This is a genomic window from Hahella sp. KA22, assembly GCF_004135205.1.
Taxonomy (GTDB): domain Bacteria; phylum Pseudomonadota; class Gammaproteobacteria; order Pseudomonadales; family Oleiphilaceae; genus Hahella.
Genome location: NZ_CP035490.1, coordinates 1,317,556 through 1,338,443, shown reverse-complemented (window position 1 = coordinate 1,338,443; position 20,888 = coordinate 1,317,556). Strand labels below are relative to the sequence as shown.

The window sequence follows — 20,888 nt, the reverse complement described above, 5'->3', positions numbered from 1 at the left end:
TTTGTCTGCAACGACAGGGCCTGCACAGGTCAGGCCCTGTCTCCCGCGGCTTGTCGCCGCGCAGGCGCGTCCATGCGCCTGGTGATTAACATGCCAATATCATTGCCATGTTAATAATGTGAATATCTATCGATGCAATGCAGTCCCTAATTTCCATGAAAAATCTCAAGAAACGTATCGCTTTCGCCACGGGCGCATTAGTGCTGGGTCTCGCGGCAGTGTGGACCGCCGGTGGCGCGCTATCCGCCTCCGTCAATCACGCCCTTCCCTCGCCCCCCGCCTCTCTGAATGCGCAAGCGGTTAAGTTTGATGGCGTCAGCGGCTGGTATGCGCCCGCCGCCAGCCAGCAATGTGTGCTGCTTCTGCATGGCGTACGTTCCGATCGCACCAGCATGATCAGACGCGCTCTGTTCCTGCAGAAATCAGGATATTCTTCTTTGCTGATAGATCTTCAGGCCCATGGAGAAACCCCGGGGGAGCAAATCACCTTCGGCTACCGGGAGTCCGACAACGTCAAAGCCGCCGTCGCCTACTTACGCAAGCAACGTCAATGCGCCAAAGTCGCGATCATTGGCGTCTCTCTCGGCGGCGCGGCAAGCTTGCTGGGACAGTCGCCCGCCCCTGCGGACGCTTACGTTCTGGAAGCCGTTTACCCAAACATCGAACAAGCCGTCAGCAATCGTCTTTCTATGCGACTCGGCGCGCTGGGAGAATGGCTCACGCCATTGTTAACCGCACAGATCCCATTGCGTTTAGGCGTCAGCCTGGATGATTTGAAGCCGGAAGAGGCCATCAAGCGTGTGCAGGCGCCGGTCCTGATCATTGCCGGTACAGAAGATGAACACACGACATTGCCGGAATCAAAACGCCTTTACACTAATGCTCCGAAACCCAAGTCCTTCTGGCCGGTGACAGGCGCTCATCATCAGGATTTCTATGACTTTTCTGCACAAGAGTATGAGAAGCAGGTGACTAGATTTCTTCGCGCTTCTCTGGAGCGTTAATCGCTCCATCCCCTAAGTTCTCCTCCTCCAGTCGCCATGGCTAGACACCTGATCACTCAACAAGTCTAAGCCGTTTAACCGGTTTTCACGGCCCTGGTAGATTAACTAACATTCAATGCGCTTAACGCCCATTGATGAATAAATGATCACTACAACTTCAATAAATACGGGAGTCATGGATATGACCAAGTTCTCAGTCAGCATGTCGGCATGCGCGCTCATCTGTGCGACGGCGGCCATTTATCTGTGGGTTGAAAATAGAAATCTGGAATTTAAATTCGACCTGGAAAGAAAACGTTTTCAAAATCAGGCGCAACAGCAAACCACTCGTTACCAGGAGGCCATCGCTGCTTTCAACGCCTATCTGGAGCACCCCGTAAAACGGCAGAGCCAGCAAGCATCCCCGGAGAACTCGGCGTCACGCATTACCTCAGGATCAGCCATAGCCGCACGCTCACCTCTTGCGCACAGCGCCGCACAACCACTCTTGGAGGCGGAAGAGATAAGCTGGCGGCACGCAGTCAACGAAAAATACCGCGTCTTGTTTTCCGAAATATCCCTCGACGCCTCTACTGACAAACAATTGCAAAGTCTGTTGTTAGAGCGGGAGCGCCTTGCCGCACTGCCTACAGTGAACTATTTCTCCGCCCCGGAAAGCCTCACAGAGCACGTAGAACTGCGCGCCCAGGCGCTGGACGAACTGGACCAGCGTATTGTCGACCTGCTGGACGCAAACGGCTCACGCCTGTTCGAACTCACCCGTAATTCAGAGTTTGAACAACATCAACTAAAAGCCGTCACCGACAGTCTGAGCGCCGTCAATCCGCTTAGTCACGAACAGGAGCGTACGCTGCTCCTCGCCAAACTCCGCCACAAAGAGGCATTCAACATCGCCATGCGGGATTACGCCACCGCCCAGAGCAACAAGCGCGCCATGGCGGATGAAGCAGTTAAAGCGTTGGCTCGCTATCGGGATGACTATTTACAGGAAGCGTCCGCCTATCTCGACGAAGAGCAAATGGCGGCGCTAACCGATTTTGAAGCACTGAGCTTTGAAGAAATGGAAGACAGCCTGCTCGCCTCTCTGCAAACGCAATGAGTGGGCCGGCCTAAAAAACTCAGTCAACACAGGAGGGAATCTACGCCATACAAAGTTGAGCTGGTTAAGAACAACGCCACGCATAAAAACTGATAAACCAATAACAACACAAACGCATTCGTTTTCAGGGTAAACAAAAACCATAATTTCGGAGAACACGATGTTTCGTAAACTCGCTTTAGGCCTGACTCTGCTTGCCTCAGCAACAAGTCTTCAGGCCGCCGCCAATCGACCAGACGGTTTCGCCACAATTTGTAAAAGCGGTCAAACCTGCATGGTTAACCGTCAAACTCAGGTAGCTTTTGGAGCCGCAGGTAAATTCGTCTATAAATCGCTAAATGGCGCATTCTCCTGTGACGTCGCCACGTTCGGAGTCGATCCGAACCCAGCCAAGTCCGTGAAGGAATGCTCCATTCGTGAAAACGTCGCCAGCCCCGGTAACGGCGCGGGAGCCGCAATCACCGTCACCTTGCAAGCCAACGGCGACGACGGCAGGGTGAAGTTGTCGTGGCGCGCCAGCGGCGCCCTGCGTAATGTGCAGGTGATGCGCGACACCGACGCCAACCCTGTTGGCCGTCAGCGCATCGCCAGACTGGCTGGCTCCGACCGCACTTTCACCGACACCAAGGTCAACAATGGCGCCACCTACTGGTACTGGATCAAGTACACAGACACTAACGGCGCCGTCGCCAGCTCCGCCGCACAGTCCGCTACGCCATCTGGCGGTTCCGGCAATGCTGATGAGTGTTTCGCCGGCGCCACGATTAAAAATAAAAGCGTAGATTGCGGCGGCAAGACCATCGGACTGTCCTGCGACAGTGACAGCGAACATCAACCGCCCGTGCTTACGCTGATCAACGCCAGTGTGAAGAACCTGCGCATCTCCGCCAATGGCGGCTCTGACGGCATTCATTGCACCAGCGGTAACTGCACTATGGAAAACGTAGTCTGGGAAGACATCTGTGAAGACGCCGCCACTCATTCTTCGGAAGGCGGGACCATGACCATCATTGGGGGCTGGGCTTACAACAGCAATAACGGCCCCGGCGGCAAGCCGGACAAGATCTTCCAGCATAACTCCAAACACAGCACGACGATTATCACCGGCGGCTTCACCATCAAAGGCGATAACGGCAAGTTATGGCGTTCCTGCGGCGACTGCAAAAACAATGGCGGTCCCCGGCATTTGATCGTGGACAACGTCATCGTCGAAGGCTCACTGTCCAGCGGACTCGCTGGCGTCAACAGCAATTACAAGGACACCGCCACCATTCGCAACCTGAAAGTCAAAAACTACAAAGCCGGTAAGCCAAAAATCTGCGTGGAATACGAAGGCGTTAAGAAGGGAGAAGGCAAATCCAAGAAGAAAGGCGAATTCTGGAACACCGCCAGCTGTAAGGTGGATAAATCAGACGTTTCCAGTTACTGATTTATCTATCCCTTAATCACAAGGTTTCTCTGCACTGGAGAAACCTTTCCTTCTATGGCGCCTCAACACAGGTAGCAATACCGTTAGGGTGATCCGCCCGTTATACTGCCCGAACACCCTACCTCTTATTCACTCTGGATCAATGCATGCAGAAGTATATGTACGACGCGATTATTTTTGATTGCGACGGCGTGCTGGTAGATACCGAACGCCTGACCAATGAAGTATTCATGAGCCTGCTGGCGGAACAGGGACTGCATTTGTCCCATATGGAAATGCATACCCACTTCACTGGACAAACCACGGAAGCCAACCTGATCACCGCCGCCGGCCTGCTGGGGCGGGCGTTACCGGAGGACACCCACCATCGCCTGCGCACCGGCTTCTGGGAAGCCATGCACACTGGTCTGAAAACGGTCCCTTACGTAGAAGAAACACTACAGGCGATCCATCTACCCAAGGCCATGGCGACCAACGCCCTGCGTGAAGACATGGACTTCAAACTCAATCGGACCGGCCTGCATGCATATTTCGATCACTGTTTCTGCGTCGAAGATATTGAGAACCCCAAGCCGGCGCCGGATATCTATCTGCACGCCGCCTCCGCACTGGAAGTAGCGCCTGAACGCTGTGTGGTGGTGGAAGACTCTACAGCGGGCATCAGCGCAGCCGTTGCGGCGGGAATGACCGTATACGCGTATAGCGCGGATATGGATGCGGAACAACAAAAGGCCGCGGGTGCGGCCTTATGCTTTCATGACATGAGAGAACTGGTCCATTTATTGAGCCGGCGACCATAACGCAATCCGGGCGGCCACTGACTCATTACGCGCCTGCCTCAGGCGCTCTCCAACGCTAATAGATTCAGAGGCATGCCCACCTCTGCTTCTATTTTTTTGTACTCCTCCTCCAGATAATGAAGAAGGTGATTCAAACTCACCAAATACTCGAAGTGACTTTCCGAATCGTTTAAGAAGCCGCCGTCCATAATCGCGCGATTGAATTGAATCGCATCCGATACGGCTTGCAGAAGAATGGGAGCAAGTTCATTTCTGATATTCATTTTGATTTTGTCTCTATACTGCCGCGTTGTTATTTTTGAGGGAGGCAGTCTCCTCCGGGCTGAAGGCCCGACGCCGCATCAACGTCCCAACGGCGCCGGAAACAAAAGGGGCGACAAGCGCCCCTCAACGCAGATTATCTCAGCGTGATTTCGTCAATGGCGTACCAACGGCCGTAGTTGCCGTAGCGCATGGTGACCAGTACGTACTGAGAGTTGGCTTGCAGCGGGATATCCGCCGCGCCGGAGCGGTACTGTCTAATGCGTTGCGCGCGCACCCACTGGCCGTTCTGCCAGACATAGATGTCATAAGACCCGGCGAAGTTGCCGCCATCCCAGTTGATGGTCATACCGGACATGCTTCTGGCGCTGCCCAGATCCAACATCACCCACTGTTGCTGATAGCTGTTGTAGATGGTGGAAGACACCCAAGGCGTAGACAGAGAGCCGTCATGCAGATTCGAAGCCTGGTATCTGCTGCTGTAGGTGCTGGAGGCTTTCGCGCTGGAAACTGAAACGGAGCCAGTATCGCCGCCGTTATCTCCGCCGTCGTCCCCTCCGTTATCGCCGCCATCATCTCCGCCATTGTCGCCGCCATCGTCTCCACCGTCATCGCCGCCGTCGTCACAAGGCGTCCAGCTGCCCTGCACTTTTACAGCGTCGAAAGACTCATGAATGGAATGCCATTCCTGGGAGCATTCGCCGTACAGCGTTTCCGCTGATTGCGCCAGACGCGTCCGCGCAGAAGCGAAGTTGGTGGAAGCGGTGAACAGATTGGTGTTGGCGTGATAGTAGATCGCCAGCGCTTTTTCCATTCCGATGCCGGTCACCCGGTTGGTGGTTTTACCGCGAGGGTGCACGCCGCCTTCAGAAAGCAGATAGAACGCCAGGTTCATGATGCCGCTGTTAAGGTGAACGCCGCCGTTGTCTTCCGAGCCAGTGTAACGAGAGTCGTAGCTGTCGCGGCTCTGCCCGTCGGCCACCGGGTCGGTCATATCGCGCATCATGCTGCCGTTCGGAGAAGCCTTCTCACCCAGCGTCCAGTTGCTGCGCTGAGGCTTCAGACCGCCGGAAGGCTTACCGCTGGAGCTGCCGCCGGACATCATGTAAGTTTCAGCGCCAGCGCCGAAGATATCAGACAACGCTTCGTTGATCGCACCGGACTCATTGCGATAGGTCAGGTTACTTTCGGAGAACGTCACGCCGTGAGTCAGCTCGTGAGCGACGATATCCAGCGCGCCAGCGGGGTTCTGCAACATGCTGCCGCCTTCGCCATAGATCATCTGCTCGCCGTTGAAGTAAGCGTTATCGCCGGAACAGCCGCCGTTCGGAGAAGAGAACATGGCGTGTACGGTGCTGACCATCTTCTTACCGCGGCCGTCAAACGAGTCGCGGTTGAACATGTTGTCGTAGAACCAGTAGGTGTAGCCGGAGTTGTCGTAAGCGGATTTGGCGTGTTCATCCGCGTTGGGCGATACTTCACGGCCCGGCAGAATGTTGCTGCCCCAGTTAGGATCGAAACACTGACGATCGATGGAATGTACGCTGCGCGATAACGCTGAATAGAAACGCGGCAGTTTATCCACGATCTTACCGCTGTTGGCGTCAACGAAGATTTCATCCACGCGATAGCCTTCGTCAGTGGTGGTGTATTCCACCACGGAGCGCCAGGTCAGGACCGGACCATCCGCTTCGGACACATAAATCTGCAGGCTGGGATCTTCGCGGAATCTTGGCTCGCCCTTGAGGGTGTCGCGCATGCTGTCGACCGCTTTGTTGAACGCCACCTGACCGTTCAATCCAGGATTAACGTCCAGTTGGATGCCCGGCTCGAATTCACCGGTCACCAGACTGATTTCGTCTTGGCTGGACGCCTGCACCACCGTTTCACGGCCGTGCACAGGCACGCCGTTATATTCCTGGGCGAATTTGTAATAGACGTTGCCTTCGTCATCACGCTTGGAGGTTTTCAACTCCAGATCGTCGTTTTCGCTGATATTCAGCAATTGCTTGCCGCCCATCATAATCGCCTGCTTGGCCATATTGGCGTCGCTGGCCACCAACGGCTGACCGCCGTTCGGTTTCAGATGGAAAGGCGCGCCAACCCCAGCAGTGCGCTCGCCCTGAAATAGGTCAGCGCCAGCCGCGGGGGGCGAAAACTGTGCATTGGGGGACTGATAACCCGCATCCGCCTGATCATCTAGATTGGCTACAAAGTCCTCAACATCCGCCATGCTGGGCGCATCACCTGCTGATTTCGCAGAGGCGGAGGCGCCCGCTGGCGCTGCGGCAGGCGTCATCGCCGTCGCGGCTGCGACAGTCTGAGCGGATGATTGAGCGTTTTCCACCGACGCCGACGCGGCGTCCGACGATCCATCGCCTAACTGGTGGTATAAGGCGTAGCTGCCTGTCATGGCGGCCATGACAGCTACTAAAAGCTTTAATTTCACGAGTAGTTCCCCTCTCTTGTTTCTATCATTTTGGTTTTATCGGAGCGGAACATCCTAGCTATTGAGAATCCATTCGACATGTCATTGCGCGCTATTCACCTGTCACTTGCTGCCATTTTTTTAACAGTGTGAAGTACGCCTATTTCGTTAGGTTATTTGGCCGAGTTTTCCCTGGCCCTTGATTTGCTATATTCGAATGCGCATGGGCGGCGACCCTGCGGCAGGCTAGTTATTTCGCCAAGTCTATGGAAGAGAAACTACTCTTATGACGCCACAACTGGACGAACCCTTCATCATCGCCAACTGGGTGAAAATGTGTCTGGACGCCTTTGAGAAGCAAGGGCTGGACGCCTATGATTTAATGCAGTCAGCGCAACTCTGCGCCTCCGAATTGCAATCCCCCCTCGCCCCCGTACACACCGATAAAATCAACGCCTTATTCGACGCCGTCATTGCAATGACCCACTGCGAAAGCATCGGCATCGACGCCGGCAAAAATATCAGTCTGACCACCTTCCACGCCCTGGGCTACGCAGTTATCGCCAGTCAGTCTTTGTGGGAGGGATTTTCTCGTGTGATTCGCTATAACTACGGCATTTCCAACGTCACTCGCCTGTATCTGCAAACCAACGGCGATGAAGTGGAGCTGGGGGTGGTGCGCGAAGGCGAGGCGCCGCTGCACAACGCCATTCTGGACGCCGCCGCCTGCATGATGGTGCGTATCTGCCGCTTTTTGACGCCCCAGGGAACGGACTTGTTGCGCGTCTCCATGGGACGCGACAAACCTGCGGATTATGAAAATTACGAGCGCTATTTTCGCAGTCCGGTAAGTTGGGGCGACAGTCGCTACCGTCTGGTTTTCAGCCGTAATTATTTTCACTGCCGCCTGCCTAACGCGGATGTGTTGCTGGCGAATGAAAATGAACGGCTTTGCGAGATTTACTTCGGTCGACTGTTCAACAGAAAGCTGACTCAGCGAGTACGCTCGCTGCTGCGCCAGACCATGGCGACAGAGGAAACGTCTTTACAGAAAGTGGCGCAGACGCTGCATTTAAGTGAACGTTCACTACAACGTCATCTCAGTCAGGAGGGAACCAACTTCCGTGAGCTGGTGGATGAAGTGCGGCAGGAAATTGCGGAGCGTTATCTGAAATCCTCTTCCATGAGCATCTCCCAGATCGCATACAGTCTGGGATTCAACGACGCCGGCAATTTCAGCCGCGCCTTTAAACGCTGGTTTTCCTGCTCGCCGGAGACCTACCGGCAAAGCCTGCAGGAGTCCCCGTTACTTTAAACGACTCCGCCTCAGGCGGTATCCGCATGAGCGGTCGTTTCCTGTTTCGCCCATTTACTGGCCGCGCGCCAGTTCATTGAGAGAAAAACCGCATTCGCCAGGAAAATGGCGGTGCTCTGCCCCATGATTCCTACCATCATCCATCCCACATTGGCCAGCATCATCAGCCAGAACCCGGTTTTGTTCTTATTGCCGATCTGCCACACTGCGACAAACGTCAACAACATGGCGATCCAGTCCACACCATAAAATCGCATATCCATCTCAGCCCCCTGCTTAAAGCCCCTTGCATACGAGATAGTTCATTCATAAATTCGCTTTATTTGTTTAATTATTAAGCGAAAATTCCTTGTGGATAGCATCCAACGCGTTAGCTAACCTTAGCCATTGGTCTAGTATAGATGATTGCCCGCACCGAGTGTGTTTTCAATTGTTTTAGCTTGTCCTTCATCAATTAACGCCTAACGCCAGCGACTTGTCTGGTATTGAAAAACGCAACCTAAAGGTTTACCTGGCGCAACCTCACCCTCTGCGGCGCCCCTATATACATCTACACATCTAGACTCTACAGACCTGTCTCTCAGTGGAGCTCAACCATGACTCATCCCCCCTCTTCCATGGCGCGGCAGCCGGTTGTGCTATTGCACGGATTGGCGCGCACATCCCGTAGCCTGAACAGTATGCAACGCTATCTCGACGCACAGGGATTCGATACATTCAATCTGAACTACCCTTCTACGCAGCGCTCCCTGGAGTCACTGGCGACGCAGCATCTCTACCCCGCCTTACTCGCTCGCTTCGGCGCTGACAGCTTTCCAATCCATTTCGTCACACACTCCATGGGCGGCATTCTGGTCCGGGTTTTACGGGCATTAAGACCTGACATTTCCATAGGTCGGGTCGTTATGCTAAGCCCACCCAACCAGGGCAGCGAAGTGGTCGACAAATTGGGTAAGCTGACGTTATTTAAATTGATTAACGGTCCGGCTGGCGGGCAACTGGGCGCCGACGACAACCGGTTACTGCAAAGTCTCGGCTCACCTGACTTCGAATGCGGCGTCATCACCGGCGACCGCTCCGTAAATCCTCTGCTCTCCCTCATGATCAAAGGTCCCAATGACGGTAAAGTGTCGGTTGAGCGCGCCAAGCTGACGGGCATGAGAGACTTTCTGGTGCTCCCTGCAACGCATCCGTTTATCATGCGCAACCAGACTGCGCTGGAACAAACCCTGCATTTCCTGCGGGAGGGACGCTTTCAACACAAGCGCTGAATCATCAGGAACATAAGGACAGGCAATACAGGTCATGGCGAGACAGATAGGACAACACTACATCAGCGGAAATTTAAACGAGTTTATTGATGGCGTCAGACAGGGAGTGCGGCGCGAGTATCCGAATATCCTGCTGGAAGGCGATTCCTGGCTTGATTACCCGGGCCGCGGCTGGGGCGCCTTAAACGCTCCCAATAATATCTTTGAAGCGATCGCCATGTTGGAGCCGCTGGGAGCCAACTGGCTGGACCTCGCCATTTCCGGCGCCACCACACTACAGATGCAACCGCATTTACGGCACTATCGCAGACTGAAACATGCCCACGTCCAGCTTGACTACATCTTCATCAGCGCAGGCGGTAATGACATATTCGCCAATCTGGCGCCGATCCTTGCGCCCTACGAACCGGGCCTGACCGCGCTGCAATGCCTGCGGCGGGATATTCTCGATACGGTATTGACCAGCATCATGGATTTCTACAAAAGCAGCCTGGCAATGCGTAACCTTTATCACCCCAACGCCATCGTCGTGAGCCATGGCTACAGTGCGCCGCTGAGCCGTGAACGAGGATGGAAATTGTTTTTAAATCTACGTTCAGGCCCCTGGATCTCATCGGTATTCGAGCTACATGGGTATCCGCCCGCCGAGGCGTCGCCCTTGCGTCATGACATCATCCGCATCATACATGGACGTCTGTCCGACGCCCTCGCTAAAACGCTCGCCCAATACGAAAATACGCTCTTCTACGACGCGGAGACACGTCACCTGAATTTAACCGGCAAAGAATTCTGGGCGGATGAAATTCACCTCTCCGCAAAGGGGTATAAAAATTTCGGCGCGGACTTCATTCAGTTTCTGGAAGAAAATCAGGGCTACGCCTGGAGGCGGAAACAGGCTATAAAAGCGTAATGTCAACAAACCTTTATGTCTCATGGGGGCGGTCTGGCGCTTTTGCTTTAATGAGATATTCCGCCCAACAAGGTGAAAGGCGCATTGCATGGACAAAGCACAGCTGATAGAAACGATTACCGCTTATTTTAACGAGCACATCCCCTTTAACCGGCTGGTCGGCATCAAAGTCCGCGAGGTCAGCAAGGAAAAAGTAGTGCTGGGCCTGGAAATGAAGCCGGAACTGGTCGGCAACACGTTTCAGAACATCCTGCACGGCGGCGTCACTGCAACGCTGCTTGATGTGGCTGGCGGCCTGGTGGCGACGATCAGCATCATTGAGCGGCTGACGGAAATTGACCCGAAAGAAGTGCAGCGCAAACTGCGCAGGCTCGGCACCATTGATATGCGAGTGGATTATCTGCGCCCCGGGCGCGGCGCGTTTTTCGTCGCCTCAGCCAGCGTCATTCGCCACGGCCAGTCGATTGCGGTGACGCGTATGGAGCTGGTCAATGACAGAGAACAGACGATTGCGCTGGGCACAGCGACTTATACAGTATCCTAAGGAGATTTTCAGGATGAACCTCAAACCTGCAGCGCTGTTGTGCTGCCTGTTATCCCCCTCCGCTTTCGGCGGCGAAACCGCCAAAGATTTCCTCGGAGATTTTGTCATCGGCGCTTATCAACTCATCGGCAAGTCGCCCGATTCCGGCAGCACCTATCAGGGCGCGTTGCAAATTTATTCTGAGAATCACCAACTCAAGATTAAGCGGGAAATCGGCGGCTCAGTGATATTCGGCGAGGCGGCGATTGAAGACGCCGTGCATGGCGAAGCCACGGTCTTGCGTATGCGTTTTCAGGAAAACAGTATCGCCTATGAGAGCACTTGTCTGGTGCAGAGCGATCTCGATAACTACGCCCGCATCAGCTGTCATCTGTATCAGGCGAATAAAGGCAGTAAAACTCCCGGCCTGGAAGCCCTCTTCATCGACCACAGCAAAATCTGACCTCAGATAGCCACAAGCTCGAAATCCATGTCGGCTCTCTGCAATCCAGGCTGCATTCACTGCGTGAGAAGCCTTACGAAGGACCGTAACTATTCGACTGACGGCGCGCTTTCATTCAGGGGCGACTCCGGCAGCCACCAGTGCGTATCAGGCGCTTCTGTCTCAGCAGGCAGAGTAGGATTTTGCAGTAAAAATACACGTCGACGCGATAACTGCGCCTGGTCTAAAAAAGGCTGGTGATGGGCAAGGAACAGTTGCTTGAACGAACCGTCCTCCAGCGCTGCGGTCAGCCCTTTTTCAATCAATCGCGCCAGGGTTTCATCCCCTTTGCCTACAAAGAAGTACACCGGATAGGGATAATACAACGCCAGCGTGGGCTCCACCGCCAGATCGGGATATTGCGCCTGACGCTCCTCCAGCTCTTTCCAGGCTTCGTTCAGCCCCCTGGGAAAGTAATCGAAGCGCATCTCCATCAGCATATCGAATAAAAGTCCGTATTGCGGGGAGTCCTCCACCTTGAGACGGTTGCCGCGCAAGATATCAATGTCGCTCCACTGCGCGCCGAAACCTGCGACAAAGCGAGCGCGCAGGTCATCCAGGCTCTTCACCAGACTCAATGCAGGGAGGCTGTGTTTATGCACCAAAAATACACGATAGCCCAGTATCCCCCGCAGTATGGGAATTTTCACCGCCCGAAAGCGCCGCTCAAGATCAACAGTGGTGGGCAGGAACGCCACATCCAGCTGACCACGCTCCAGTAAAGCCAGCCCTCTTGCCGCTGTGACATTGTCCTGTAGGGGACGCAGCCTGAACTCGTTGCCCACCCCCGCCTTCAGCAGCGCCAGTTGCAGCAATTGAATGCGATATTCGTAACGGCTGTCTTTTTGATAATAACGGAGCGGACGCTGATCCGCACAGGCGGAAACCGCCATCAACGTCAGCCACAAGCCACACAACAGCTTCATACCCTGATCCCGTATTGAAAGAGACGTTACGCTAATCTAGGGGAATATTAGCAGGGATGCGACGTTCTATCAGTCGCCGCCGCCACAGCCTCCGCCGCAGCTGCTCCCACAACTGCTGCCGCTGTCAGAGCTGCTGTCGCGGTCATGATCATTGTAGCGACGGCTGGAGGAACTACCGCCCCAATCGCCACCGCAGTCGCTGGAGCAACTAGAACTGGAACTAGAGCACCCTATATTAGACGCGCAGTGGTCATTGCGCCCTGTACAATCCAGCGAATAGAAAAAGCCATCAGGAATCTTCAATTCCGCATCCAGGGCGAACAAAATGGGCAACGCCTTGGGCCGCAGAGGGTCAATGTTCTCCCTCAAACAGCTCAAACGCCAGGCCAGTTTCACCCCATCCTGTACATTTGTAGCTTTGCCCATACCTTCCGCTGGCGTGTGATGTAAAAAGCGCCCAAAAGCTTCGTCGCAGAACTTTTCATAACGACGGGTGAACAAAATAAATTCGTGCCAGGCGACATCCACCACCTGTGACGGCATGGACACCATTCGTCCATTCGCCATGCGGCAGATATGAAAGTATTCACGCAGACCAGTGACCACCCTCTCGACCTGAGCAGGGGTCAAATGCGGATATTTCCGGGCGATACGCCGATCAATGGTGGGAGGGAAACGGTAGTTATCGATAAATCGGACGCGTCTATTGCGCACCGCTTTGCGATACTGCTGATAACCGAAATAGGAAAGACCCGCCAGGACAGCAAGTACAAGGACATTAATCAGATAATTCAAGGCAGCCTCCTTAACAACGCCGGCGCCCATTATCCACATTGCCCCCCTGTCAGAAAAGAGAAAGGGGCGATAAATCGCCCCTTTTACATATAGTTAGAGAATAATCACCAACTATTTCTCAATATCGATAGACAACGTTTCCGTTGTTCCCTCGTACTCAGCGCTAACTGTTATGGAAGTACCACTATACCCGCTGAAGTCATTCTTCATCGTGAGTTTACCATCGCCATTAATATCCGCGATATCACTGCCTGCAGTAATCTTCCAGTCCGCTTTCGAAGAAATATTATTCCTGGAGTTATCAGTGTACACCTCATAAAAGCTTAACTGACGCACTTCACCTTCTTCCAGGGCTGATTTCCCCTTAACATCCTTTATCTCGTAACCAGAAATCTCCAATACGTCCACTGTCGTATCTGCGGTAAGACCACCACAAGCAGCAGTTACGGTCGTCGTGCCGGTAGAGACGCCAGAGACCTTGCCGCTGTCAACCGTGGCCACGCCAGTATTTCCGCTGCTCCAGGTCGAGTTTGCGGTGATCCCGACGTTGTTAGTTCCGTCGCTATAGTCGCCACTGACCGTCAATGTAGTGCTGCCGGACTTGCTGACGGAAATGGAGCTACCTTCATTGATTTTCAAAGAGGCCAGCGTATCGTTGACCGTGATAGGCAAGTCTGCAGATTTCACTGCGCCCCGGCTGACAGACACGCTCACGGCGCCACTGTTATGCGTCATTAACGAGCTGCTGTCGCTGTTAATCGTCGCCACGGAGCTATCACTGCTAACCCAGGATAACCCTGAAACAATTGGACGCTGGGAGCCGTCGGTGTAGGTTCCCGTTGCACTCAGGGTCAGGCTGCGGCATTCATCCACTTCGGAGTTGTTGGCGCTCGCCTCAATAGTGGATAAGGTGGCGTCAGACACCGTAACCGTCAGTTTCGCGTTGAGGTTCACCAGTGATGCGGTAATCACTACATCCTGATTGCCAACCGGGGTTCCGGTCGTCATTTTGCCGGCATTGTCGACAGTCGCCAGAGCGCCATCGTCAGTGCTCCATTTCACTTTACTGGTGATGTCCTGGGTTGAGCCGTTATTCAGCTCCGCCACCACCTTCAGCTGCCAGCTCTCATTGGGCTCAAACAGCACTTTGTCTGATGTAGAAGTGAGAGTCAGACTCTTGGCGTCCAGTTTTCCTGCATCGACTGCGTCATTCAACGCATCCGTATCGCCAGAGCCTCCGCCGCAAGCGGACAACAATGCAGAGCACAGCGCCAGCGCAGCAAAACTGGCTACGACGCGGGTTTTCCTTAGGTTAGAAATCATATTGCAATCCCAGACCAAAGTTTCTGATCTTCACGCCATCATCTTCAAACACATGATAGTAGCCAGCGGACAGTTTCACGCTGGGATAGGCTCTGAGCGGCTCTTCCAACCTGATCGCCAGACTGGTTCCATCGAATGAGAGATCGGAAGTTTTGCCTCCCACTTCGGTTTCCAGCTCGGTGGCGACGTAACCTACTCCCAATGTCAGCAACGTGGTGTCGCTCAGCACGCCGGTGTATGTCAAATAACCGCCCGCCATGCTGTTCAGTTCCATATTGACGTTCGCTTCTTCGGAATCAGTAACGCCAGTAGAGAATAAAGCTTCCAGGCCAACGCCATTTTCAAGACGTCCGCCCAGACGAACATTGGCTGCGGGGATATAAAACTTTTCGGAGGAGGCTTTCACCATTCCTACACCCCCGTCCGCTCCCACATACCAAGTTTCCGCCAGAGCTGGCGCGGAGAAACAGGCTAAGCAAGTAAAGATACAAGTTATTTGACGCATTGGACTTCTTTCCGTGATTGGTTTTGGGCAGTGCCAAGACTGCAGAAAAGTAAAGGTATATTATGGAAATCAATCAGCTATTGCTAATTACAAAAACCGGCTTAAACAAGTTGTAATAATTTACTGACGCGATAGAGGAAAATCAGGGAAGGGGGTAACCGCCTGAGGCGCGCTATGCGTCGCCGGCAGGCGGTAATATAGTGCTGGGTTTATCAGTAAGCACTATAGGTGGGCGTAAATTACCTTGAATGCCGCTTAACGTCCAGCGTAAAACGCTTAAGCCACTTGATAACGCCGAGCAGGTCACATGTTATTTGGCCTGTACTTTTCAGCTCTCCACCACACTGTTTTAAAATAATTTTTAGCCTAAAAAACCTTTTTGATGGGCTTCATGCAGGCGACCGCTGATCATCTCCCACAGTGCTTCATTGAAGTCGGCCAGGATTCCCGTTTTCGACAGCACCTGCTCCAGACGCACGCCATTCTCCACCCAGCTTTGACAGCCATTATTCAGGTTGATCAATACCGGCATCAACCGATCCATGGCGTAGGCGTAGCGGGACTCTGGAGTCCGCCGCTCTTCGTATTCCAGCCACAGGGCTTTGAATTCGCTCCCCACTTCCGACGGCAGCATCCCGAATATTCGTTCCGCCGCCTTCATTTCATTTTCCGTGTCCGCATGGGCTGCGGAGAAGACAAACTTGTCGCCAGCATCGATTTCCACCACGTCATGCAATAACAGCATGCGCACGACCCGGTTGATATCCACTTTCTCTTTCGCGTAACTCTCAAGAGACATCGCCAGCACCGCGATTTGCCAACTGTGCTCAGCCGAATTCTCCCGGCGATCGGTTCCAATCACTTTGGTCATGCGATTGACGCTTTTCAGCTGTTCCAGTTCGATGATGAAACTGAAAATCTTCTCCAGCTCTACTTTCATGAATGCCATTTCCTCGTCACTGTCATCTTAGGCGGCCGTTAACGCGGCGGAGTATATCCCTTTAACGTCATAGCAGACACCTCAACAAGCGGAACGGTCACATTTCCGGTGTGCGGAAAGTCCCATTTCTGAGGTTTCACTCCAGAAATATATTCTTTAATTTCACATACATACAGATACATACCCAGTCAAAACCATTAACTTGCGTTGGCTTATGGTAACGCCCCGGCAGGCGCGTCACAGTTTTACGGAAACTGCCTTTAACCCCTCCTTCATGATGCCTATTCTGCGCCCAACGAATGAGCTGAGCGGTACTTTCGAGAGTTATTAACCCGATTATCCATCGTCCCATTCATGGGCAGAACATAAGCAGGTATAGCATCATGTCCAAGGAGATCTTAGCCCCCCGTTCACACGCCTTCACTTCTATCCGCAACAACTGGAAAGCGGCTTTCAATACTTTGCTCATCAGCGGCGCCATCGTCACTTCCGGCGCTGTCTCCAGCACAGCCAACGCCATGCAGAGCCCTAACCTGTCAGGCATTTACTGTAGCTGTAGCCCAACCACTGAGCGTAACTCCTCGGTATTCCACAACGCAGGTGAAATCGAATACATGGACGGCGTACTGGTGCGCATCAGCTGGGCCCTGCTGGAGCCAACGCCTGGGGTCTACGACTGGAGCCGCCTGGACAGCCAGTTGGCGAAAGCGCAACAGGAAGGCGTAAAAATCGCGCTGGCGATCACTAACGGAGCGGAGGCGCCCTCCTGGCTGAAAACGGAAGGCGCGCAAACCCTGGACTACCTGTTCCGCAGCGTATATCCCAAGAGTATGCCACTGCCATGGGACAGCGTTTTCCTGAACCGTTATTCACAGTTTATCGAGGCCCTGGGTCAACGCTACGACGGCAATCCCAACATCGCGCTGGTGCACATGACCAACTCCACTACCAACGGTTTTGAAATGCAGTATTTCTTCGACCGTGATACGGAGAACCGTTTCAAATCCATGGGGTTCTCTAACGAAGTGCTGGTGGAGTCCTGGAAACAGATTATGGACGCTTACGATGACGCGTTCCCCAATACCAAACTGGACGTGGAAATTCACCCTGTATTCCGTAGCCCAGTGGTAGCCCAAGAGGTCGCCGCCTACGGCCACGCCAGCATCGGTCAGAGATTCGGTTTGTTCGCCGCCTGGTTCAGCGAAGAGAACGCGATGACCGCCTATCCGGAGATGTACAATTTGCTGGTGTCCGCTCAGGCGACCAGCTTTGCAGCGGTGCAAATCGTTGGTACGGCGTCTTCCGAGCGCGCTAACATCCAGCTCACCGAAGAAGAATTACTTGGCTCCATTCAGTTCGCGCTGGACTCCGGCTTCAATTATATCGAAGTCTGGGCGGCGGACCTGAAGAGCGACGCATTGAGCGACGACCTGACGCTCGTGCACACCAGCATCCAACTGGCGACACAATAATCCCCCCTTCGGCGAGGCTTGCCGAAACTCTCTCTCCACAAGGAATCAGTGACCATGGCGACCTGTAAACAGGCAGGGAACGGGATCATTTTGTCCCGTCAACACGACGCCGGTCCTCTTCAGGGCCGGCGTCCCTGCGTCACCCAGGCGTGAACCGCAGTCGCCGCTCAACGCGACGATCAGTTCATTGGGAATGATTCTTCACATAGGCTTCCACATCAAACCAGAGCGATTCGTCGTCCAACGGCGTCTGTTCGGTCAGTAGCGGATTATGCAGCTGAAAGATACGACGATGTTTGAAGTCCACCGCCTGCAGCGCGCGACGATGGGGTTCAAATCCATACAGCAGACGTTCGAATTTGCCATTATCGATGGCGTTGCGCAGTCCCAGACGTATCCGCTCCGCCAAATCGACATCCTCCCGCCGCACGAAGAAATAAACCGCCGTTGGGTAATGCAGAAGAATGCTCTCCTCCACCATCAAAGTATCCTGATCATAAGCGGCCAGTTCGTCCCAGGCTTCCAACACGCTGCGCGGGAAGTAGTCAAAACCGCCCTGCGCCAGCAGCTTGAACAATCCCTTGTACCAGGAGCTGGTGTTCAGGCGATAGCCATTGGCCTGCAGGATCTGCGCATCAGGCCAGTCGTGGCCCTGATAGGCCAGCAACGCCTTCAGCTGTTCAGGCTCAGTGATCGTATTAAATTTGTAGCGATCCTCTTTACGGATGACCAGCACCCGGTAGCCGATCAAACCTTGCATCAAGGGGATACGGATCGCGCGAAAATTGGTTTCTCTCTCTTCCGAAGTCATGGACCAGACCACATCGACCAGTCCCTCCTGCAGGCTTTTAAAGGCCCGCCCTTGAGACATCGGCGCCTGGATCTGCTTCATCTCGTAGGGGCCTACCTCCGATGCGGACTCTTCCAGCGTCAGATGCAGCGCGCCGATGAAGTAATTTTTGCGGATATCGCCAACATCTTCCGGCCCCACATGACGCACCACCACCGGTTCCGCGCTGAAGACGGAGGATATGGCGAGATAACAGCTAATACACAGACATAACAGATAACGCACATGGCTCCCCGCTCTGCGGCTCTCTCGCAAAGCTCTGTCATCCGTCCTGATTTAATGGCGAAACCTACTGACCCGCATTGAAAATCATCTCAGCAAATCACAGGCATTATTTTTCAGTATAGAACAGAGAAGGAAATACTCTCGTTACGGACGCCAGGAGCCCCGACACAGTTGGTCGACCCGCTTGAGAAGTGTGGGGATGCGGTGCTTGCCGCTCATTGCGAGAATCCAGTCCCGAGCTTGCGTCAGAGGGACGCCTGCAGCGGAAACATACAGAGGTTTAAGGCTGTCGCCGCGTAAGATTTCACGGTCCGGCGGCGTATCCAGAAAGGCTTTTTTCGCCACGCCAATGACCGGAATGCGTTGTTGCAGCGCGTTATGCAGGTGCATGCCAAGACCGGGGCGATCATCCGCACCCAGTGTGACATAGCCATCCACGACAATGAAATCCACGGACTCGTGAATAGCGTCCAGCAACTGCAGGATGCAAGGCAGCTCACGCTTATAGAATTGGCCAGGCTCATAGTCCTGCACCTCACTGACATGCGTCAGTACCGCTCGCGCCGGCTCCGGATCGCTCCAGTCCTTGAACAGAACGCCTGCGACGGTCGCGCCGCCATCCTCTTCGTATTGTACGTCTACAGCTAGAATCAATGTTTCACCTTTTCCCGACTGACAACTTTTCCCGACCCGCTATGTAAGGCATCAGTTTCGCCATATTGCGGGCGTCGTCAATACCACGGTGATGGGAGCCTTCCAGTGACAAACCGGCAATGCGCAAGGCTCCCGCCATGCCATACTTTTTCTTGAGCCCTTGCGTCGCCGAGAACTGCTTCTTGATATTCAAATGCCCGCTGGCGAAGGGATAGGCGACCTGATGATATTGACAATCCTGCTCGAACTGACCTTTATCGTAATCGCCCCAGGAGCAAAACAGATAGTCAGGGTAATGGCGCATCCAATCTTGCAAAGACTCAATCGCCTCCGGGTAAGTCGGCGCATTAACGACTTGTTCTTGCTTGATGGTAGTCAGTTCGCGACAGAAGTCCGTTAGCAGCGGGTGTCGCACTGGACGGATAAAGGTCTGGAACTCATCAACCACCGCCAGGGACGCGGCGTCCACCATCACTGCGCCAATTTCAATGGTTTCCATTTCCCTGCGGGGAACGGAGCCTTGGTCGCAACAGGTGGCCTCAAGATCAATGATCAGGTAGTAGTCCGGTTTTATAGGTAAATCCATTTTAATACTTCTTCAATAATTTCTAATGTCAGAGATAAAGCCGTCACAGCCTCGACTGCGCGAACGGAGACGGCGTTACCTGCGGATTTTCGCGAGGAGTCAGCCTCCTTCGCTGTTTTTGCGTACGCCAAAGCAATGTTCCATTGCCGGGAACTCACCGGAGCGCACTTCATGAGCGTACCTGGAAAAGGCCTCTCTTATTGGTTGGCTCAAATCCACGTAGCGTTTGGCGAATTTGGGCGTATAGCCCGAAAACAGGCCAAGTATATCCTCGGTCACCAACACTTGGCCATCGCATTCCGGCGAGGCGCCGATGCCAATGGTAGGAATGCTCACCGCCGCGGTGACCTTGCGCGCCGCCTCTTCAAACGCGCCCTCCACCAATAAGGCGAATGCGCCCGCTGCTTCAAAGGCTTGCCCCAGTTTGACGAACGCGCTGATTTCTTCCTCGGTGCGGATCTGCGCCTTGAACCCGCCCTGCACATTCGCGTGCTGCGGCGTCAGGCCAATATGCGGCATAACCGGGATACCCCGGCGCACCAGAAAATCGACGGTTTCCAGTAACTCCTCGCCGCCTTCCATTTTCACGCCCTGCGCCTGGGTCTCCACCAGAACCCGGGCTGCATTGCGATAAGCCTGCTGCGGCGACTCCTGAAAAGTCCCGAATGGCATATCCACAATCACACAGGCTTTGCTGACGCCCCGGGTCACCGCCGCGCCATGGTTGATCATCATGTCCAGGGTGACGGACATGGTGGAGTTAAAGCCATAGGCCACCATGCCTGTAGAGTCGCCGACGATAATCAAGTCCACGAACTCATCCATCAGTTGCGCCATGGGCGTTGTGTAGGCGGTCAGGGAAACGATGCTTCCCCGGCCTTTCATCGACCGTATCTGCGGAATAGTGATGCGCTTTCTGTCAACATGCGTGCTCATAAACCCTCCCAGGTCCGTCGCCTTTGCTTATTCAGTATTTTCAATTAGTTGCATGGGATGGTTATTTTTATTTGGGCAAAACTATAACGAATTATTATGTTTTCCCCAATAACATCGATCACATCAACACCAGC

At 53.9% G+C, this 20,888-nt stretch carries 22 protein-coding genes and 1 pseudogene; 11 read left to right on the top strand and 12 right to left on the bottom strand.

What is annotated here, in order from left to right:
- Window positions 1–155: 155 nt before the first annotated feature.
- The 4 genes from EUZ85_RS05965 to EUZ85_RS05950 all read left to right on the top strand — a co-directional run bounded on the left by EUZ85_RS05965 (window position 156) and on the right by EUZ85_RS05950 (window position 4,332).
- On the top strand, window positions 156–1,004 hold the full coding sequence (locus EUZ85_RS05965; RefSeq protein ID WP_164887193.1) for an alpha/beta hydrolase: 849 nt from the start codon (window positions 156–158) through the stop codon (window positions 1,002–1,004).
- A 181-nt stretch (window positions 1,005–1,185) separates the two neighbouring features.
- Window positions 1,186–2,103 (top strand): hypothetical protein, encoded by a 918-nt coding sequence (locus EUZ85_RS05960; protein WP_127968420.1) that lies wholly within the window; start codon window positions 1,186–1,188, stop codon window positions 2,101–2,103.
- 160 nt (window positions 2,104–2,263) lie between these two features.
- Window positions 2,264–3,532 (top strand): pectate lyase, encoded by a 1,269-nt coding sequence (locus EUZ85_RS05955; RefSeq protein ID WP_127968418.1) that lies wholly within the window; start codon window positions 2,264–2,266, stop codon window positions 3,530–3,532.
- 146 nt (window positions 3,533–3,678) lie between these two features.
- Entirely contained in the window at window positions 3,679–4,332 is a 654-nt protein-coding gene (locus EUZ85_RS05950; protein ID WP_127968416.1) for an HAD family phosphatase, read from the top strand.
- A 38-nt stretch (window positions 4,333–4,370) separates the two neighbouring features.
- Here EUZ85_RS05950 and EUZ85_RS05945 read toward each other — a convergent pair whose 3' ends face one another.
- A complete protein-coding gene (locus tag EUZ85_RS05945; RefSeq protein ID WP_127968414.1) occupies window positions 4,371–4,595 on the bottom strand; it encodes a hypothetical protein in 225 nt (74 codons plus the stop codon).
- Window positions 4,596–4,729: 134 nt separating this feature from the next.
- A complete protein-coding gene (locus EUZ85_RS05940) occupies window positions 4,730–7,042 on the bottom strand; it encodes a M4 family metallopeptidase (protein ID WP_127968412.1) in 2,313 nt (770 codons plus the stop codon).
- Window positions 7,043–7,307: 265 nt separating this feature from the next.
- Between EUZ85_RS05940 and EUZ85_RS05935 the strand changes: the two genes are divergently transcribed.
- A complete protein-coding gene (locus tag EUZ85_RS05935) occupies window positions 7,308–8,336 on the top strand; it encodes an AraC family transcriptional regulator (protein ID WP_127968410.1) in 1,029 nt (342 codons plus the stop codon).
- 11 nt (window positions 8,337–8,347) lie between these two features.
- Here EUZ85_RS05935 and EUZ85_RS05930 read toward each other — a convergent pair whose 3' ends face one another.
- The gene (locus EUZ85_RS05930; protein ID WP_127968408.1) at window positions 8,348–8,599 is read right to left on the bottom strand and encodes a PnuC protein; all 252 of its coding nucleotides are present in this window, start codon (window positions 8,597–8,599) and stop codon (window positions 8,348–8,350) included.
- Between the two features lie 333 nt (window positions 8,600–8,932).
- On the opposite strand from EUZ85_RS05930, the gene EUZ85_RS05925 reads away from it, so the two are divergent.
- The 5 genes and pseudogenes from EUZ85_RS05925 to EUZ85_RS31895 all read left to right on the top strand — a co-directional run.
- Complete coding sequence (locus tag EUZ85_RS05925; RefSeq protein ID WP_241566966.1) at window positions 8,933–9,607, top strand: triacylglycerol lipase; 675 nt, start codon at window positions 8,933–8,935, stop codon at window positions 9,605–9,607.
- A gap of 34 nt (window positions 9,608–9,641) precedes the next feature.
- Window positions 9,642–10,517, top strand: a complete 876-nt coding sequence (locus tag EUZ85_RS05920; RefSeq protein WP_127968404.1) for an SGNH/GDSL hydrolase family protein — start codon at window positions 9,642–9,644, stop codon at window positions 10,515–10,517.
- An 88-nt stretch (window positions 10,518–10,605) separates the two neighbouring features.
- Window positions 10,606–11,061 (top strand): thioesterase family protein, encoded by a 456-nt coding sequence (locus tag EUZ85_RS05915; RefSeq protein WP_127968402.1) that lies wholly within the window; start codon window positions 10,606–10,608, stop codon window positions 11,059–11,061.
- Between the two features lie 13 nt (window positions 11,062–11,074).
- On the top strand, window positions 11,075–11,503 hold the full coding sequence (locus EUZ85_RS05910; protein WP_127968400.1) for a hypothetical protein: 429 nt from the start codon (window positions 11,075–11,077) through the stop codon (window positions 11,501–11,503).
- Window positions 11,500–11,592 (top strand): annotated as a pseudogene (locus EUZ85_RS31895) (FosC2 family fosfomycin resistance glutathione transferase); the annotation flags it as partial. The gene EUZ85_RS05910 and the pseudogene EUZ85_RS31895, both read left to right, overlap by 4 nt.
- On the opposite strand, the gene EUZ85_RS05905 reads toward EUZ85_RS31895, so the two are convergent.
- The 5 genes from EUZ85_RS05905 to EUZ85_RS05885 form a co-directional block, all read right to left on the bottom strand.
- Complete coding sequence (locus tag EUZ85_RS05905) at window positions 11,593–12,468, bottom strand: ABC transporter substrate-binding protein (protein WP_127968399.1); 876 nt, start codon at window positions 12,466–12,468, stop codon at window positions 11,593–11,595.
- Between the two features lie 69 nt (window positions 12,469–12,537).
- Entirely contained in the window at window positions 12,538–13,263 is a 726-nt protein-coding gene (locus EUZ85_RS05900) for a hypothetical protein (RefSeq protein WP_241566965.1), read from the bottom strand.
- Window positions 13,264–13,374: 111 nt separating this feature from the next.
- Entirely contained in the window at window positions 13,375–14,586 is a 1,212-nt protein-coding gene (locus tag EUZ85_RS05895; protein WP_127968395.1) for an Ig-like domain-containing protein, read from the bottom strand.
- Window positions 14,576–15,091, bottom strand: a complete 516-nt coding sequence (locus EUZ85_RS05890; RefSeq protein ID WP_127968393.1) for a porin family protein — start codon at window positions 15,089–15,091, stop codon at window positions 14,576–14,578. The genes EUZ85_RS05895 and EUZ85_RS05890 overlap by 11 nt, the downstream gene beginning before the upstream one ends.
- 361 nt (window positions 15,092–15,452) lie before the next feature.
- Window positions 15,453–16,031 carry an HD family hydrolase gene (locus EUZ85_RS05885; protein WP_127968389.1) on the bottom strand — a complete coding sequence of 193 codons (579 nt, stop codon included), beginning with the start codon at window positions 16,029–16,031 and terminating at the stop codon, window positions 15,453–15,455.
- 383 nt (window positions 16,032–16,414) lie between these two features.
- Between EUZ85_RS05885 and EUZ85_RS05880 the strand changes: the two genes are divergently transcribed.
- A complete protein-coding gene (locus EUZ85_RS05880) occupies window positions 16,415–17,503 on the top strand; it encodes a beta-galactosidase (RefSeq protein WP_127968383.1) in 1,089 nt (362 codons plus the stop codon).
- Between the two features lie 184 nt (window positions 17,504–17,687).
- Here the strand turns inward: EUZ85_RS05880 and EUZ85_RS05875 are convergent, their stop codons facing one another.
- The 4 genes from EUZ85_RS05875 to panB all read right to left on the bottom strand — a co-directional run bounded on the left by EUZ85_RS05875 (window position 17,688) and on the right by panB (window position 20,754).
- Window positions 17,688–18,578: a transporter substrate-binding domain-containing protein gene (locus EUZ85_RS05875; protein WP_127968382.1), complete on the bottom strand. Its 891-nt coding sequence runs from the start codon at window positions 18,576–18,578 to the stop codon at window positions 17,688–17,690.
- A 144-nt stretch (window positions 18,579–18,722) separates the two neighbouring features.
- Window positions 18,723–19,232 carry an endonuclease V gene (locus EUZ85_RS05870; protein WP_127968380.1) on the bottom strand — a complete coding sequence of 170 codons (510 nt, stop codon included), beginning with the start codon at window positions 19,230–19,232 and terminating at the stop codon, window positions 18,723–18,725.
- A 4-nt stretch (window positions 19,233–19,236) separates the two neighbouring features.
- Window positions 19,237–19,818 carry a 3'-5' exonuclease gene (locus EUZ85_RS05865; protein ID WP_127968378.1) on the bottom strand — a complete coding sequence of 194 codons (582 nt, stop codon included), beginning with the start codon at window positions 19,816–19,818 and terminating at the stop codon, window positions 19,237–19,239.
- Window positions 19,819–19,917: 99 nt separating this feature from the next.
- Window positions 19,918–20,754 (bottom strand): 3-methyl-2-oxobutanoate hydroxymethyltransferase, encoded by an 837-nt coding sequence (gene panB / locus EUZ85_RS05860; RefSeq protein WP_127968376.1) that lies wholly within the window; start codon window positions 20,752–20,754, stop codon window positions 19,918–19,920.
- Window positions 20,755–20,888 lie beyond the last annotated feature (134 nt).

Excerpts from the sequence above, each read along its gene's own strand:
- EUZ85_RS05885 (WP_127968389.1), bottom strand. The coding sequence starts at position 16,031 with ATGAAAGTAGAGCTGGAGAAGATTTTCAGTTTCATCATCGAACTGGAA.
- EUZ85_RS05930 (WP_127968408.1), bottom strand. The coding sequence starts at position 8,599 with ATGGATATGCGATTTTATGGTGTGGACTGGATCGCCATGTTGTTGACG.
- EUZ85_RS05910 (WP_127968400.1), top strand. The coding sequence starts at position 11,075 with ATGAACCTCAAACCTGCAGCGCTGTTGTGCTGCCTGTTATCCCCCTCC.
- EUZ85_RS05945 (WP_127968414.1), bottom strand. The coding sequence starts at position 4,595 with ATGAATATCAGAAATGAACTTGCTCCCATTCTTCTGCAAGCCGTATCG.
- EUZ85_RS05950 (WP_127968416.1), top strand. The coding sequence starts at position 3,679 with ATGCAGAAGTATATGTACGACGCGATTATTTTTGATTGCGACGGCGTG.
- EUZ85_RS05915 (WP_127968402.1), top strand. The coding sequence starts at position 10,606 with ATGGACAAAGCACAGCTGATAGAAACGATTACCGCTTATTTTAACGAG.
- EUZ85_RS05960 (WP_127968420.1), top strand. The coding sequence starts at position 1,186 with ATGACCAAGTTCTCAGTCAGCATGTCGGCATGCGCGCTCATCTGTGCG.
- EUZ85_RS05955 (WP_127968418.1), top strand. The coding sequence starts at position 2,264 with ATGTTTCGTAAACTCGCTTTAGGCCTGACTCTGCTTGCCTCAGCAACA.
- EUZ85_RS05935 (WP_127968410.1), top strand. The coding sequence starts at position 7,308 with ATGACGCCACAACTGGACGAACCCTTCATCATCGCCAACTGGGTGAAA.
- EUZ85_RS05925 (WP_241566966.1), top strand. The coding sequence starts at position 8,933 with ATGACTCATCCCCCCTCTTCCATGGCGCGGCAGCCGGTTGTGCTATTG.
- EUZ85_RS05905 (WP_127968399.1), bottom strand. The coding sequence starts at position 12,468 with ATGAAGCTGTTGTGTGGCTTGTGGCTGACGTTGATGGCGGTTTCCGCC.
- EUZ85_RS05865 (WP_127968378.1), bottom strand. The coding sequence starts at position 19,818 with ATGGATTTACCTATAAAACCGGACTACTACCTGATCATTGATCTTGAG.
- EUZ85_RS05965 (WP_164887193.1), top strand. The coding sequence starts at position 156 with ATGAAAAATCTCAAGAAACGTATCGCTTTCGCCACGGGCGCATTAGTG.
- EUZ85_RS05895 (WP_127968395.1), bottom strand. The coding sequence starts at position 14,586 with ATGATTTCTAACCTAAGGAAAACCCGCGTCGTAGCCAGTTTTGCTGCG.
- EUZ85_RS05890 (WP_127968393.1), bottom strand. The coding sequence starts at position 15,091 with ATGCGTCAAATAACTTGTATCTTTACTTGCTTAGCCTGTTTCTCCGCG.
- EUZ85_RS05920 (WP_127968404.1), top strand. The coding sequence starts at position 9,642 with ATGGCGAGACAGATAGGACAACACTACATCAGCGGAAATTTAAACGAG.
- panB (WP_127968376.1), bottom strand. The coding sequence starts at position 20,754 with ATGAGCACGCATGTTGACAGAAAGCGCATCACTATTCCGCAGATACGG.
- EUZ85_RS05880 (WP_127968383.1), top strand. The coding sequence starts at position 16,415 with ATGTCCAAGGAGATCTTAGCCCCCCGTTCACACGCCTTCACTTCTATC.